General features: G+C 60.4%; 13 protein-coding genes. 2 read left to right on the top strand and 11 right to left on the bottom strand.

What is annotated here, in order from left to right:
• Nucleotides 1-58: 58 nt before the first annotated feature.
• The 10 genes from FXB41_RS22850 to msrB all read right to left on the bottom strand — a co-directional run bounded on the left by FXB41_RS22850 (nucleotide 59) and on the right by msrB (nucleotide 9,770).
• Entirely contained in the window at nucleotides 59-976 is a 918-nt protein-coding gene (locus FXB41_RS22850; RefSeq protein WP_219683288.1) for an NADP-dependent oxidoreductase, read from the bottom strand.
• Between the two features lie 65 nt (nucleotides 977-1,041).
• A complete protein-coding gene (locus FXB41_RS22845; protein ID WP_219683345.1) occupies nucleotides 1,042-1,959 on the bottom strand; it encodes an NADP-dependent oxidoreductase in 918 nt (305 codons plus the stop codon).
• Between the two features lie 463 nt (nucleotides 1,960-2,422).
• Entirely contained in the window at nucleotides 2,423-2,968 is a 546-nt protein-coding gene (locus FXB41_RS22840; RefSeq protein WP_219683344.1) for a carboxymuconolactone decarboxylase family protein, read from the bottom strand.
• Between the two features lie 35 nt (nucleotides 2,969-3,003).
• Nucleotides 3,004-3,639 carry a nitroreductase family protein gene (locus FXB41_RS22835; protein ID WP_219683287.1) on the bottom strand — a complete coding sequence of 212 codons (636 nt, stop codon included), beginning with the start codon at nucleotides 3,637-3,639 and terminating at the stop codon, nucleotides 3,004-3,006.
• A 712-nt stretch (nucleotides 3,640-4,351) separates the two neighbouring features.
• Nucleotides 4,352-4,729: a c-type cytochrome gene (locus FXB41_RS22830; protein WP_219683286.1), complete on the bottom strand. Its 378-nt coding sequence runs from the start codon at nucleotides 4,727-4,729 to the stop codon at nucleotides 4,352-4,354.
• A gap of 27 nt (nucleotides 4,730-4,756) precedes the next feature.
• On the bottom strand, nucleotides 4,757-6,520 hold the full coding sequence (locus FXB41_RS22825; protein WP_219683285.1) for a GMC family oxidoreductase: 1,764 nt from the start codon (nucleotides 6,518-6,520) through the stop codon (nucleotides 4,757-4,759).
• 8 nt (nucleotides 6,521-6,528) lie between these two features.
• Nucleotides 6,529-7,311, bottom strand: a complete 783-nt coding sequence (locus FXB41_RS22820; RefSeq protein WP_219683284.1) for a gluconate 2-dehydrogenase subunit 3 family protein — start codon at nucleotides 7,309-7,311, stop codon at nucleotides 6,529-6,531.
• An 842-nt stretch (nucleotides 7,312-8,153) separates the two neighbouring features.
• Nucleotides 8,154-8,408 carry a DUF2171 domain-containing protein gene (locus tag FXB41_RS22815; RefSeq protein WP_219683283.1) on the bottom strand — a complete coding sequence of 85 codons (255 nt, stop codon included), beginning with the start codon at nucleotides 8,406-8,408 and terminating at the stop codon, nucleotides 8,154-8,156.
• A gap of 394 nt (nucleotides 8,409-8,802) precedes the next feature.
• Nucleotides 8,803-9,315 (bottom strand): peptide-methionine (S)-S-oxide reductase MsrA, encoded by a 513-nt coding sequence (gene msrA, locus FXB41_RS22810; protein WP_219683282.1) that lies wholly within the window; start codon nucleotides 9,313-9,315, stop codon nucleotides 8,803-8,805.
• A gap of 2 nt (nucleotides 9,316-9,317) precedes the next feature.
• The gene (gene msrB / locus FXB41_RS22805; RefSeq protein WP_219683281.1) at nucleotides 9,318-9,770 is read right to left on the bottom strand and encodes a peptide-methionine (R)-S-oxide reductase MsrB; all 453 of its coding nucleotides are present in this window, start codon (nucleotides 9,768-9,770) and stop codon (nucleotides 9,318-9,320) included.
• 313 nt (nucleotides 9,771-10,083) lie between these two features.
• Between msrB and FXB41_RS22800 the strand changes: the two genes are divergently transcribed.
• Complete coding sequence (locus FXB41_RS22800; RefSeq protein WP_219683280.1) at nucleotides 10,084-10,776, top strand: redoxin domain-containing protein; 693 nt, start codon at nucleotides 10,084-10,086, stop codon at nucleotides 10,774-10,776.
• 52 nt (nucleotides 10,777-10,828) lie between these two features.
• Here FXB41_RS22800 and FXB41_RS22795 read toward each other — a convergent pair whose 3' ends face one another.
• On the bottom strand, nucleotides 10,829-11,854 hold the full coding sequence (locus FXB41_RS22795; RefSeq protein ID WP_219683279.1) for a LysR family transcriptional regulator: 1,026 nt from the start codon (nucleotides 11,852-11,854) through the stop codon (nucleotides 10,829-10,831).
• Nucleotides 11,855-12,389: 535 nt separating this feature from the next.
• On the opposite strand from FXB41_RS22795, the gene FXB41_RS22790 reads away from it, so the two are divergent.
• The gene (locus tag FXB41_RS22790; RefSeq protein ID WP_219683278.1) at nucleotides 12,390-13,397 is read left to right on the top strand and encodes a helix-turn-helix domain-containing protein; all 1,008 of its coding nucleotides are present in this window, start codon (nucleotides 12,390-12,392) and stop codon (nucleotides 13,395-13,397) included.
• The last annotated feature ends 153 nt before the right edge of the window (nucleotides 13,398-13,550 follow it).

Here is a 13,550-nt window from a genome sequence, read left to right as displayed (position 1 = left end):
ATTTCCTTCCTGCTTGATTGCGGTCGTCCGGCTGAACGGACCAATGGGCGCGTGTCGCTCACGGACGAACGCGGATGACCGTCTTCCCCGCGCGTCGCTCGGTCGCATTGAAGGCGGTGACGGCATCGTCGAGGGCCGAGACGTTGCCGATGTTCGTCCGCAGTCGTCCGTCCCGCACCCGCTGCACGATCTCACTCAGTTGGGCTCGATCGGACTCGACGACGAAGTCAACCGCCAGGCCGTCGGCGGGCTGCGCTTCGGCAGGTCCGACGATGGTCACCAGTGTCCCTCCGGCTCGAACCAGTTCTGCGGACTGCTTCTGGATGTCACCGCCGATGACATCGAACACCAGATCGACTTTGCCGAGGTCTCCCAAGGCGTCCTTCTCGAGGTCGACGAACTCCTTCGCGCCGAAGTCGAGCGCCTTCTGTCGGTCGGCGGCACGTCCGGTGCCGATGACGTAGGCGCCGAACTCTCGCGCAAGCTGCGTCACCATTGAGCCGACTGCGCCCGCCGCGCCGTGCGCCAGGACGCTCTGCCCCGCCTGAAGGCGGCCGTGCTGGAACAGTCCCTGCCACGCGGTGAGGCCTGAGATTGGTAGACTCGCGCCCACCGTGAAGTCGACATCCCCCGGCAGCGGCGCAAGGTTGCGGGCCTCCATGGCTACATACTCGGCCAGGGTGCCGTCGCGATACCAGTCGGCAAGGCCGAACACTCGCTGTCCCACCGACAGTCCCGTCGTGCCGTAGCCGAGAGCGGTGACCACTCCGGCGAGCTCGTGGCCCGGAATCGCCGGTGTTCGGTCCTGGTCGAGGCGATCTGTCCAGGTCGAGGGCCACGTCAACTCAGTCGGAACGAATCCCGACGCATGAACCCTGACGATGACGTCGTTTATCGCTGCCTGCGGCTCGGGCCGCTTCACCAGCTTCATCCCGGCTGTTCCCGCCGCCTGGTCCGTCACAACGACTGCCTTCATGTGAATTGTCTCCTCGGTCATTTGTCTCTTTGGTGGAAATGTCGCAGTTGGCAGGCGCGTGTCGCTCACGGACGAACGCGGATGATCGTCTTCCCGCTGATCCGCTTGGTCGGATTGAGAGCGGCGACGGCATCGTCGAGCGTCGCGATGTTGCCGATGTTCGTCCGCAGTCGTCCGTCACGCACCCGCTGGACGATCTCACTCAGTTGGGCGCGATCGGATACGAGAACAAAGTCGATGGTCAGCCCATCGGCCGGCCGCGCCTCGGTCGGGCCCGCGATGGTCACCAGTGTTCCTCCGGCTCTAATCAAGCCTGCGGACCGCTTCGCGATGTCGCCGCCGATGACATCAAAAACCAGATCGACCCCGACGACGTCTTCAAGGACGTTGTTGTCGAGGTCGACGAACTCCTGAACGCCGAAGTCGAGCGCCTTTTGACGGTCGGGGGCGCGTCCGCTGCCGATCACGTAAGCGCCGGCCTCTACGGCGAGCTGCGTGACCATTGAACCGACTGCACCGGCCGCGCCATGGACGAGGACGCTCTGTCCCGCCTGAAGATGGCCATGCTGGAACAGCCCCTGCCATGCGGTCAGGCCCGGCATCGCCACGCTCGCGCCCGCCGTGAAGTCGACGTCGGCCGGCAGCGGCGCGAGGTTGCGTGCCTCGACGGCCACATATTCCGCCAAGGTGCCGCCGCGATATGAGTCCGAGAGGCCGAACACCCGCTGTCCGACCGACAGCCCCGTCGTGCCGTAGCCGAGAGCGGTAACCACTCCGGCCAGCTCCTGCCCAGGGATCGACGGTGTTCGGTCACGGTCGAGGCGATCCGTCCAGGTCGAAGGCCACGTCAGCTCACCGGAGGTGAATCCCGATGCATGAACCTCAACGACGACGTCGTTTATCGCTGCCTCCGGCTCGGGCCGCTCCGCCAGCTTCATCCCGGACGTTCCCGCAGACTGGTCCGTTACCACGATGGCCTTCATCATCTGACTCCCGATGTGCAGGATGCCGTCATTTTCAGAATTTCTCTGCAGATAAGCCCAAATAGAACAGCGAAAATCGATCGTCCAATGACCTTCGGCTATGGAATCGATGCCACCGCCTCGGCGTGCATAAATCAACGGTGCGAAACAAACACCTGCTTCTCACGCCAACGGGCCAGCCGGTACAATGACGATCCGTCACCCTTGGTTCGAAATCCACAAAGGAGACTCTCTTGATTTCGCCCTTCGATCCTCCAGAGCTTCACATGGGTTTGCATGCTCGGCGCTGAGATATTCGCGGAATCCTGATGTGGTGCTAATTAACGTCAGCCTTGTCGGTCCATACGAAAAGCCCAGACGCGCTCCCGAAAAACTTTCGAGGGAGCATCTGGCTTTGGCGTTACGATCGCATCAAGCGAGCCTTTAAACACGCTCGAAGAAGGTCGATGCGACCGGATAGAATTCAGATCGAGCCGGCCGGGGCAACGGCGGGAAAGTCCTTCTCGGGATCGAACACATTGTTGAAAAAATTCGTCAGGGAGTACATAGCCATCAGCGCGACGATCTCCATGACGTTCGCATCCGTGTAGCCCGCATCGCGAACGGCTTTCAGATCGGCGTCACTGATGTTGCCGCGGGTCTCGATAACTTTGCGCGCAAACTGGACGGCGGCGTCACGCTTCGGGTCGCTGGCATGCCCCTTCCGAGCGAGAATGATTTCTTCGGCCGGCAGCTTGGCCATATGCTCGGCGGTAAAGCTGTGAACCGTCAGGCAATAGTTGCAGCCATTCACTTCAGAGACAGCGAGGCCGATGCCATCACGCGTTTTCACGTCGAGCGTCTTGCTCAAGGAGCCGAGCAGGGCGGCCCACGCGTTGAACGCAATCGGGTTCTGCGCGAAGGTCGCCAGCATATTTGGGGTGAACCCGATGTCCTTCGTGAATGCATCGAGGGTTGGCTTGGAATCGGCCGGCACTTGTTCCGGCTTTAGAGCTGCACTTCTTGGCATCGTAGTCTCGCGTAAGTTGCGGGCTTTACCAATAATCATACGAGATCCAGCACATCGGCGACCGGACGGCGCGGCTTCTGGGCCCAGTTTCCCGGACGCTCCGGTCCCACAGACAACAGCATGACCGGGACTTCGTTCTCGGCCAGTCCGAACTCGCGGTGCACCGCTTCGGCGTCGAAACCGATCATCGGCGTCGAACCCAGGCCGAGCGAGCGGGCCGCATAGATCATCGCCGCCGCGCCGAACGTGCCGGTGCGTACTGCTTCGTCGCGCTGGCGCTGCGGGTACTTCATGTACAGATCGCGTGCGGGAATCTCCCATTCCGGCACCATATTTGCCGGCATGATGCCCGCTTCCACCAGCGGTGCCAGACGCTCTGGTACTACGCTGGAATCGGCCAACACACCGCAGACGATGAAGGTAACGGCTGCCTCGGTGATCGCGGGCTGATTCCAGGCGATCGGACGCAACCGAGCCTTGGCTTCTGGCGTGCGCACGGCGATGAAGCGCCAGTTCTGCAAGTGGAAGGACGTCGGCGCGGTGGTGCCGATTCGCACCAGTTCCCTGATTTGCTCGTCGCTCAATGTGGCGGCGGGGTCGAAGTACTTGGTAGCGCTGCGGCTCAGGATGCATTCGATGACAGCGTTGGCCGTGGTGATTCCGTCGGTCATGGTGATTCCTATGGGTGAAGGGTTAGATTGAGGTGCAAGAGTGCTTTCGCTCTCGCTGCGGAAAATGTTGCGCCGCTGAGGCCCGTTCGACATTTAATGCCAACGACCATGGATGGTCTTGCGAAAGCGAAGGCAGAACCGCGCGACCTCGCTTCCAGAACTGCCGGGTTCAGGCCGGCGGCCTGACCAGTGACACAGCAGCGTCCAGCCCCTCGAGGTCGGGCCGGCCGGAGCCGCTTCGCTCATCTACGCGAGTGCCGTCACGGTCGCCGCGACCAGCAAGACCGCAACGGCGGGGCCGCCGGTCTTCCGGTGATTTTCATGGAGGTCTCCTTTGTTGCCCGCGTGCGACACAGTGGCTCGGCGCAATGGCTTCATGCGATGTCGAGGCGGCTGCGTATTCGGCCAACCCGGTGGTCCTCAGGATCGGACGCAGCCGGCGAAATTGGAAATTCCGTCTGATCATGCATTCGATAAGTGCGGGGCATCGTTACCTGATAGGACTGTGCGCGTGCGCCCCGTCGTGCCAGGCGGGGAAGCGCATCGCGTAACGGCCGCTGCTCTCGAACCGGCACAGGCAGCACGCTCGTCACGGCCAATGAGGTTTTCAGACTGAGCGTCTCGCACGACCGACACAGACACACGTTGGTCGGCGGCATCGATGTTTAGCCTGCGAATCTGGAGTCTTGCTGACGCCTCGCGCAACCAGCCGCTATTTCAACGCAGCAAGATAGGCGACGAGGTCCGTCCGGTCCGTCTGGTTCTTCAGCCCTGGGTAGGGCATTCTGTTTCCGGGAACCACCTGCTGTGGCGATTCCAGATATGCATCGAGGATCTTCGTATCCCAGACAATGCCGGACCTCTTCATCGCGTTGCTATAGCTGAAGCCGGGAACCGTACCCGCCTTCCTGCCGATGAGTCCCCCCAGGCCCGGCCCGACGCGACTGGCAAGATCCGTCGCATGGCATGTTGCGCAAGCTTTGAAGACGGTCTTTCCATGCTCGGCGTCCTGTGCGTAGCCGGGATGAGCGATTGCTCCCGCAAGTACGATCACCGCGACAAACGTGCCAATCTTTCCCGCGCGTTTCATAAGGAACGTCCTTTTTTTGGGTCGAGATCAGAGGCGGCGCGGCCGCGCAACGTAATCGTTAAGATCGTCGCCGAGTCGAAGCGCGAGTGCTCCTAGCGGGCCTGTCGGGTTGTAACCCGCATTGAAGGGATAGACGGATGCACCGACGACAAACAGGTTTGGCGCATCCCAGTGTTGCAGGTGAGGGGAGACGACGCTCGTTGCGGGATCGCTTCCCATGATCGTGCCACCAGTCACATGGGTGGTCTGATAGACGCGACTATCGTACGGTCCTTTGCGGGGGGCTGTCGGCGGGGCGATCTCGGCACCTGTCGCTTTCGCTATCTCGTCGATCTTCTTCGACAGATAAACGGACATCTGGCGCTCGTTCTCGCGAATGTCGAACGTCATCCGCAGGAGGGGCTGACCGTAGGCGTCGACATAGATCGGGTCGAGGTCGACATAATTCTCCCGATGCGGATACCAGCTGCCGTGAGCAGTTATGCTGAAATTATGTGCGTACCAATCGGCGTTGGCTTTTTTCCACTCCGCGCCCCATTTCGGCGTGCCAGGCGGCACAGCCCGGCTCGTAATCGGCCGTCCGTTCGTCACGTTGGCGTAGATGTAGCCGCCTCCGAAGAAGCCAAGACCGCTGTGGTCGAAATTGTCGCCGTTGAATTCGTCGATCACAGTCTGTGACGCACCGGACGCCAGGAACGGGTTGATCCAACGGTCCTTGAAGAAGACACGCGTGCCGGACATTGTCTGGTGGCAGAAATTCTTGCCGACCACCCCCTGACCGGTCTTCGGATTGTAAGGCGTCCCGATCTCCGCCATGAGCAGAAACCTGGTATTCGACATCGTGAAAGAAGAAAGCACGACAACATCCGCTGGCTGTTCGTACTCCTCGCCGGTTACCCGATCAATGTAGCGAACGCCGGTCACGCGCCTGGCGTTGCGATCGTAAAGAATATCGAGAACATGCGTTTGCAGACGCAATTCGAAGCTCTTGCGCTTTCTTAGCATCGGAAAGAGTAGAACTTCGGGGCTGGCCTTGGCATTGGCTTCGCAGATGAAGCGCTCGCAATGGCCGCAGAACTGGCACTGGCCAAGCTGCATACCATCGGGATTGGTGTAGGGCTCCGGCGAATTCGCCGCCGGCATGGGAAATGGTTTGTAGCCCAGCTTCTTGGTTGCCTCGCTGAAGATCACGCCCGCTTCGGTGATAGGCAGAGGCTTTTGCGGAAACTCGTTCTGCCGTGGTGCCTCGAACGGGTTTCCACCCTCCTGCACCTTGCCAAGCAGATTTCCTGCCTTGCCGGCAATGCCGAACAGCTTTTCGAAGTGATCGTGATAGGACTCAATCTCTGCATAAGTGACGCCCCAATTCTGGATCGTCATTTCAGCTGGAATGGCCTTCCTTCCATACCGATTCTCAAGGTGGGTACGCAAAATTGGGTCAGACTCGCTCCAGCGCCAGGTCTGCCCGTTCCAGTGATTGGCCGCACCGCCCATTCCCTCGCCCGGTTTGAAGGCCTGGAGACGCCGTATCGGCAGAGCGGTTTCGCCGTCGTTATGGCGGAGCGTGTAGGTTTGGACGGACCAATCCTGAAAGAGATCACCATGCACGTCCCAGCGCAGTTCGTCGCGCTGCGATGGCAGGCTTGTTGCGGCAGTGTGCGTGCGGTCAATTCCACGTTCAAGGACGACGACATCGACGTCCTTGGCTGTCAGCTGGCGAGCAGCCAGCGCCGCTGTAAATCCGCCGCCAACGAAAACGACCGTCCGATGTTTCAAGCGTGTAACCATCATTTCTTCCCTTATGCGAAGTCGGCGATGGATTTGGGATCGGCGGCGCCCGGGAAGGGCTTGCCACGGAAATCGACCATGTCCTGGGAATGAACCGCGGGGAGACCTGGATAGCCGATCGCCTTCCAAAACACCTTGCCGACATTGCCGCCGTAAACGGGATCCGCGAAACAAGCTTGTTCAAATAGTGGATAGACGAGTTCGTTGAACCACGAGGCGAGTTGGATACGCTCGTCCGTGACCTTGCCGCCGGCAATTTCATGGAGAAATTGGTTGGCGCTACTCTCATCTAGTTCAGTAAAGGCCGCGCCATTGCGTTCCCGGCAGGCCGCATCCGCGGCGGAGAGTCCCGTCTTGAAATATTGCTCGGGTGTGAGCGGCAGCTGATAACCCAGTTCAGGCTTACCCTCTCGCCAGGGGCCGCGCATATAGAGACGCGCGCCTTTACCGAAACCGCCTGCCAGTTGTCGGTCGATGTAGGCTGCAAGCCCGCAATCGACGCCACCGGGTGTCAGCGCATCCGCAGGGCACATCACGTTGACCATCGCTTCGACGAAGCCGGCTTCGCTAGGGCCGAGCGACAGATAGCCGGGCAGTGGTGACGGCAGCGTGGAAGCGATGGTACTCGCGGAGGCATCCACGCATTGGGAGGGGGCGGATTCGGATGCTTCAGCGAGCCCCGCTGTTCCCATCAGGACACCCGGAGCCAGCGAAGCGGCGCCCGTGGCGGCGGCAACGCCGAGAAAGCCTCGACGGTTCGGATGGAAGGTTTTGTCGCTTCGGTCGTTGGTCATCGGAGTTGCAGTCCACCTTTGCATCGCGGCATAATCGCGTGATCATCCATGTGCGGCGGGTCGCCTCAATCGCTGTGAAAGGCGATCGCGTGTGCTCGGCCGGCAGACCTAAAGATCGGACGCCGCCGACGAAATTAGAAATTATCTTTGGTCATGCATTCGATAGGCGTGAGGTATCGTCCAAAAGCGCTGTGCGCGCGTGCGTCCCCACTGCCTCGATCAGTCATCGAGGGGCGCGCCGTACTCAAGTGTCGGGCAGCGAAGGAGACACGAAGTGGGGCTTCGCGATCACTTGTTTTCTATCGCGCCGCAACGCTTCGAACGCCATTCGCCAGGCGCCATCCGTGCCGTTGGCCGGATATGTTGCGGCACCTCGGTGTGGGGCAGGGGGCGGCGTTTTCGGTAAGTGACCGCGAGCGCGCCATCGCCGAATGCTATTTCAAGTCGGCCCAAGGCTGGATTGTCCTGATACGGTCGCGGCAAGCGGGGCAAGCCATGCGTGTGTCTGGACGAACGGCGACGGATTGTGCATTCGCGGTGCGATCCGCGGACTTACTTTCCCATCGCGGCGAGGTGCGGCCCGCAGCACTTTGTTTGTGCGCCCGTCGCGCAGGGCCGCTGCGATCGGGCAAAATTTGCGTTGCCGGAGAGTTTGCCGAGAAAAGCGCGGTCGTGCGGCAAACACCTCAATCATCGGGGGAGCGAGATGGCGACAGCAGGCCGACGGTCCTCGATAGTTTCATCGCGCCTCCTTTGTTGCTCGCGCGGCCGAGCAACGGCTTTAATCCCTATCGAGACGGCCTTATGCCTTGCGCGTGGTCAGGGCACCAGGCGTTCCTTCGTCAGACGGGCTTTCCCGACCGCTCTTCCTCGAACGTCACGGCCACTGCCGCGTTTGCAGAGAGGCGAACCCTCTGCCCCTCAACGTCCGCGACCAGCCCGAGATGGATGAAATGCTCGTGGTTCTTGTGCTGGCCCTCGCCGCTGTCGCGCTTCGCGAGCTTGATGCGCCCGTTGGCGACACCGTCGACAGTGCCGACGTGGACGCCATCCGCGCCAATCACTTCCATGTTCTGGGTGATCTTCTCCGTGATCATTTGGTCTCTCCTTTTGTTTCACCGATTGCGCGGGAGCTTGGCGTTCTCCACCACGCGGAGCCCGCCAATGCCAACGCGTGTGCGCCGGGAAGAAATTGCGGTAGCTCGCGCGGTGTCCCGGCGCGGCCGCAAGATTCGCCCCGCAAAACGAACCCGGCCCGGACATGAACTTGCCCATTCTAGTCGACGATCGGGTGGAAGCGCGGGTAAGGCGAGAACCGGGCTGGCTTTCCACTGCATCTTTACGTCCACATTGGAGGAGGTTCGCCGAGCGACGTGTGCCGGACCTCTCGGTAGAACCGCCCAGAGCGACTTTGCCGGGGCGGCGAGAGTACTTAGCGAACGCTTTGTGGTGCACCATCCGTGGCGCCCGCCACAAACGCCGCGCTCGCCGTCAGGCGGCGGTGCTCTGCGGCAACCTCCAATGGGGGCGGACAAAGTGGCAGGTGTAGCCGTTCGGATAGCGTTCCAAGTAATCCTGATGCTCGGGTTCCGCCTCCCAGAAATCTCCAGCGGGCGAGAGCTCGGTTACGACCTTGCCCGGCCACAGCCCTGAGGCCTCGACGTCGGCGATGGTGTCCTCGGCCGCGCGGCGTTGTTGCTCGCTCGTATAGAAAATCGCCGACCTGTAGCTTGTGCCTCGGTCGTTTCCCTGCCGGTTGGGCGTCGTAGGGTCGTGGATCTGGAAGAAGAACTCCAGCAACTCGCGGAAGCTCGTCTGACTCGGGTCGATCGTGATCTCGATCGCTTCTGCGTGCGTGCCGTGTTTGCTGTACGTGGCGTTCTTGACATCGCCGCCCGAGTACCCGACCCGCGTTGAGACGACTCCTGGCAAGCGTCGCACCAGTTGCTGCATTCCCCAAAAGCAACCGCCTGCCAAGATCGCGCGTTCTGTAGTCGCCGCCATCGTCAAGCCTCCTGCTTTGCGAAGAGCTTTGCGTACTCGCCGTACCCTTCGTCCTCCAACTGGTCGCGGTGGATGAACCTCAAAGAGGCCGAGTTCATGCAGTACCTCAACCCGCCCTTGTCGCGCGGCCCATCCGGGAAAACGTGGCCAAGATGGCTGTCGCCGTGCTTGGAGCGAACCTCCGTCCTTGCCATGCCATGCGAGTTGTCAACGTTCTCGAGGACGTTTGCGGCCTCGAGGGGCCGCGTGAAACTCGGCCATCCCGTCCCGCTGTCGAACTTGTCGAACGATGCGAAGAGCGGCTCGCCGGAAACCACGTCGACGTAGAGGCCAGGCTCCTTGTTGTCCCAGTATTCGTTGGCGAAGGGGCGCTCGGTCCCGGCAGTCTGCGTGACGCGGTACTGCTCGGGAGTTAACTTCAATACCGCTTCGGGGTTTTTCCTGTAGATCGGCATTCGCCATACTCCCTTTCATTCAACATTGAAGATAGGCACCAGGTGGTCGATCGTCCAATCACTTCCGGCTATCGAAACGATGCCATGCGGATCGACACCCGGAGGTATTTCAATCTGCCGGGGCCGTTTCACTGGCAAGGCGACGGCTCTGACAACTGCGGGAACGGGACTGTGAATAGGCGCTGACCCGACTATTACTGAAGATAATTCGTCAACCACTTCCATTCCAAAGTTGAATTGTCGTTTTCCCGCACGCACGGTCAGAAACATACGCGGACAGATGCCGCAGGGGGCGCATTGGGGGAGAACTGGAATGAACGACGAAGTTTCGAAGGGACGCCCGGCCAGTACGCCGATCGAAGCCTACGGGAAGACCTTGAGCGGCTTTCGCACGCTGGACATCCGAACCGACCGACTGCTTTCATCATGGCTCCGAGAGGAGGGCGTTCCTGAAGGCGCCCTGAAGGCAAACGAACCTGCCCCCGATTTCCTTCTCCCCGAGGCAACTGGGAAGCTCGTTTCATCTTTGAAATTGCGACAAACTGCACCGTTGATCCTCACCTTCATTTACGGGACCTGGTCCCCATTGTGCGCAGCTGGACTAAACGCTCTTCAGGGGGCCAGCCTTAGTATTCGCGGTGCCGGCGCCAGAGCAATTGTCATAACGCCCGAGACTGGATACTTGCCAGGCAATTTCAAACGCGATCACCAACTGGATCTGCAAATCCTCTCCGACTTGGATCTTGGGGTGAGCCTTTCGTTCGGCCTGGTGTCCTTGGTGCCGGCGAAGATAAAGAGTCGTCTCTTGCGGCGCGGCCTTGATCTCTCCGCTCCCTATGGTTTCTCCTTTTGGATGTTGCCAATGCCGGCCACCTATGTTGTCGACCAACGAGGGATCATCCGTCGAGCGTATGTCGGCCCGGACTCCTTAGCCGGAGCGATTACCGAAACCGTGCTTGCTGCACTGTCCGAGCTGGATGGCCCTAAGCCTCCCCTTAGAGCCTGACCGGAATGATATGAGTCAATTCAGGAGGCTATGCGTGGCGACTGCAACTGCGTCATGCCCGCGACAAGCTCGGGCATGACGAGGCGGGACCGCGGCTTGTAATTTGGATTAGGGAGCCTTCACCTTGTGCGTCAGCTTTGCGAACATCGTCCTTGTTCGGGGCAGCGGAGGATGCGCGGCGGAGCTTGTCCAGCGCATTCGTCCAGTCGCGAACACGAGCAACCTTGATAAAGGCGTCAAGTGCCGGCGAATACTGCCTCCCCGCCACGGCCAGAAGCTGCACGTCGCGCCGGACGGGATCGCCCTCAATTGCAATAGCGGCGAGCGACGGCAGCCTGGGAGCGTGCTCTGGCGCCAGGATGGCTCCAAAACCGGCGGATGCCAATTGCTGAAGATGCGTTTCCTGATCGCTCCTGTGCACCACTGTAGGGCCCGGATAGTCGGCAAAACAAGCCTGCCTGAATCGGCCTGCGACGTCGCATCCGATCCTTTCTAGAAAGACCACCTCACGCAAGTCTTGGATCGCGATGACGGCTTGCCTCGCCATCGGATGTTTTCGAGACAAGACAAGCACGTACCGCTCCTCGAAGAGCCGCCAGCGATCGATACGCTCAGGTAGCTCCACGGCGTCACCGACGAGTGCGGCATTGATCTCGCCATCTAAAAGCATCGCAACGAGCCCGTCGGCATCCGCCTCGCGCAGATCGACTCGAAGATCAGGAATGATCGTGGCGAGCTCCAAGAGCAATTCCGTGATGAGTGCGGCGGAGACTGATGGCACCAGCCCGATCTTGAGCGGGGCGATTGTCTTCTTTTGATAGCCTCTCGCTTGAAGCCGTACCGCCTCCGCGGCGGCAAATATTTTCTCCAGCGTGGGCAAAATCATCCCCCCCAGCTCGGTGAGCTGGGTGAGGTGACGTTCACGGTGAATCAACGCGCCACCGAGTTCTTGTTCCAGTTTTTGTACCGCCTTTGTCAACGCCGGCTGCGTCACATTGCATTGCTCAGCCGCCCGCGTGAAATTGAGTGTCCTTGCCAGGGCTAGGAAATATCGCACCTGATAAAACTGCAGCTGCATACTCATGCTCGAAAGATTTGCCGCGGTTCGGAACGTTCCAGTTCCTCCTTGCCATTGCGGGGAGGCGCGACGGGCGAGCGGTTTGTTGCGGAGCCGCCGCGGAAACAGATATTGTGCGCCGGCTCGGCACTGTCCACTCGCGTTTTGCGGACAGTGTTCTCACTGAGGCTGTTTGCTGTTAACGTCCCGGTTGCGTGGCACATCACAGGCAGGACTGGTTAAATGTCAGGGTTCGCATCGGGATCGGCTCGGCCATCGTTGATCAGGTCTTTTGTGCGCATTAGGATCTCCTGAGGTCTTAGTTCTTGGCGGTTGGATGAGGGCCCGCGGCCAGCGCGGCACGCTCATGCTCGTCAAAGAGTTCCTGGCTCCCGCGCTGGCCGCTGTCATGGCGAGCAGATCGGCGCCGTCGTAGCCATAAGGCAGTACGAAGATTTGCAATTGTGAGTGTACTGCGCGATGACTGCGCTCCCCAGCGACCGCGTTGCCCTGTCCCGACACTAGGACAGCAACTCAATCAGAGGGTCCGAAACATATGTCCGATAGTCCAAATCTTGTATTGCCGCGATCCGATCTCGATGCGCTGATGGCAACCTTGGATGTCGAGGTCATTGGGCTCATCGAGTGTTTGGTCAGTCCAGGTTGGCGCCTTTCATTCGGAAGCGCGGACGCGCCTTCTATCCACTACAATCTTTCCGGCACCGGACGAATGGTTGTAGGTGGTTTCTCCGCATTTGCTTTGGTACCTCACACGCTTGTAATAACGCCGGCAAAGACGCCGTTTCACATCGAGGTCGATGACCGAACAGCGGCCAAGACAGTGAATGTGGTCGAAGCGCAATGGGATCCGCGCTTCGGTGAGCGTGTCCAACGATTCGTCGCCGGGGACGTTGACCCGATGGTCATGCTGATCTGCGGGTACTTTCGCGCCACCTACGGCTCGTCGATCGACCTCTTTGCAGGCCTTTCCACGCCGATTGTCGAGCGCTTCGAACCCGGCGATGAACTGGGGTCAAAGTTGCAGGCTGCGTTGGCAGAAATCAGCGGCCGGCAGGTTGGAATGCAGGCGATGACGACGGCTATCCTGAAGCAGGTCCTCGTTACCCTCGTTCGACGGAGTCTGAATTCGACCAGCGTTTGGCTCGAACGCTTTTCTATCCTGAGTGACCGTCAAATCGCTCTTGCGTTCGCTGATATGGTGGCGCGACCATCGGCCGATCACTCTGTCATGGCCCTGGCGCAGAAGGCTGGCTTGAGCCGATCCGCATTTATGGCGCGCTTTGTGCGCGCAATCGGATGTTCGCCGATGGTCGCGCTTCGGCAAATGCGGATGAAGCGTGCAGCCGATATGCTCGCCGCGAGGACATTTTCAGTTGAGCAGATTGCGCGGGCGGTCGGTTATAGGAGCTGCAGCAGCTTTCTCCGCGCCTTTCGCCAAGCGCATGGATACGCCCCGGCAGAGACTGAGGGTGAAGGGCGCTCCGCGCCGCCAGCTCTTCCCGGCGAGTCGGGTGCAGCTGAGGACGACGTCCGGGACACGTGACGCTTAGTGCGCGATGGGTGCTCTGCCCATGACCTGCTGTTATCGATTGCATGATCAAGAAGCATGATTGCCGCGGCGCGACGCGTCCTAGTCTTTTGAGGCAGTCCAGCCGCCACCGGTAGCTGAGACAGTCGGCGTCAGTGGCTTCGTCAC

The sequence above is a fragment of the Bradyrhizobium canariense genome (assembly GCF_019402665.1).
Taxonomy (GTDB): Bacteria; Pseudomonadota; Alphaproteobacteria; order Rhizobiales; family Xanthobacteraceae; genus Bradyrhizobium; species Bradyrhizobium canariense.
Note: the sequence above shows the minus strand (reverse complement) of the source record. Positions and strands in the feature narration are given on the sequence as shown.

Excerpts from the sequence above, each read along its gene's own strand:
- FXB41_RS22830 (WP_219683286.1), bottom strand. The coding sequence starts at position 4,729 with ATGAAACGCGCGGGAAAGATTGGCACGTTTGTCGCGGTGATCGTACTT.
- msrB (WP_219683281.1), bottom strand. The coding sequence starts at position 9,770 with ATGCCGATCTACAGGAAAAACCCCGAAGCGGTATTGAAGTTAACTCCC.
- FXB41_RS22840 (WP_219683344.1), bottom strand. The coding sequence starts at position 2,968 with ATGCCAAGAAGTGCAGCTCTAAAGCCGGAACAAGTGCCGGCCGATTCC.
- FXB41_RS22815 (WP_219683283.1), bottom strand. The coding sequence starts at position 8,408 with ATGATCACGGAGAAGATCACCCAGAACATGGAAGTGATTGGCGCGGAT.
- FXB41_RS22825 (WP_219683285.1), bottom strand. The coding sequence starts at position 6,520 with ATGATGGTTACACGCTTGAAACATCGGACGGTCGTTTTCGTTGGCGGC.
- FXB41_RS22835 (WP_219683287.1), bottom strand. The coding sequence starts at position 3,639 with ATGACCGACGGAATCACCACGGCCAACGCTGTCATCGAATGCATCCTG.
- FXB41_RS22820 (WP_219683284.1), bottom strand. The coding sequence starts at position 7,311 with ATGACCAACGACCGAAGCGACAAAACCTTCCATCCGAACCGTCGAGGC.
- FXB41_RS22795 (WP_219683279.1), bottom strand. The coding sequence starts at position 11,854 with ATGCAGCTGCAGTTTTATCAGGTGCGATATTTCCTAGCCCTGGCAAGG.
- msrA (WP_219683282.1), bottom strand. The coding sequence starts at position 9,315 with ATGGCGGCGACTACAGAACGCGCGATCTTGGCAGGCGGTTGCTTTTGG.
- FXB41_RS22850 (WP_219683288.1), bottom strand. The coding sequence starts at position 976 with ATGAAGGCAGTCGTTGTGACGGACCAGGCGGCGGGAACAGCCGGGATG.
- FXB41_RS22800 (WP_219683280.1), top strand. The coding sequence starts at position 10,084 with ATGAACGACGAAGTTTCGAAGGGACGCCCGGCCAGTACGCCGATCGAA.
- FXB41_RS22790 (WP_219683278.1), top strand. The coding sequence starts at position 12,390 with ATGTCCGATAGTCCAAATCTTGTATTGCCGCGATCCGATCTCGATGCG.
- FXB41_RS22845 (WP_219683345.1), bottom strand. The coding sequence starts at position 1,959 with ATGAAGGCCATCGTGGTAACGGACCAGTCTGCGGGAACGTCCGGGATG.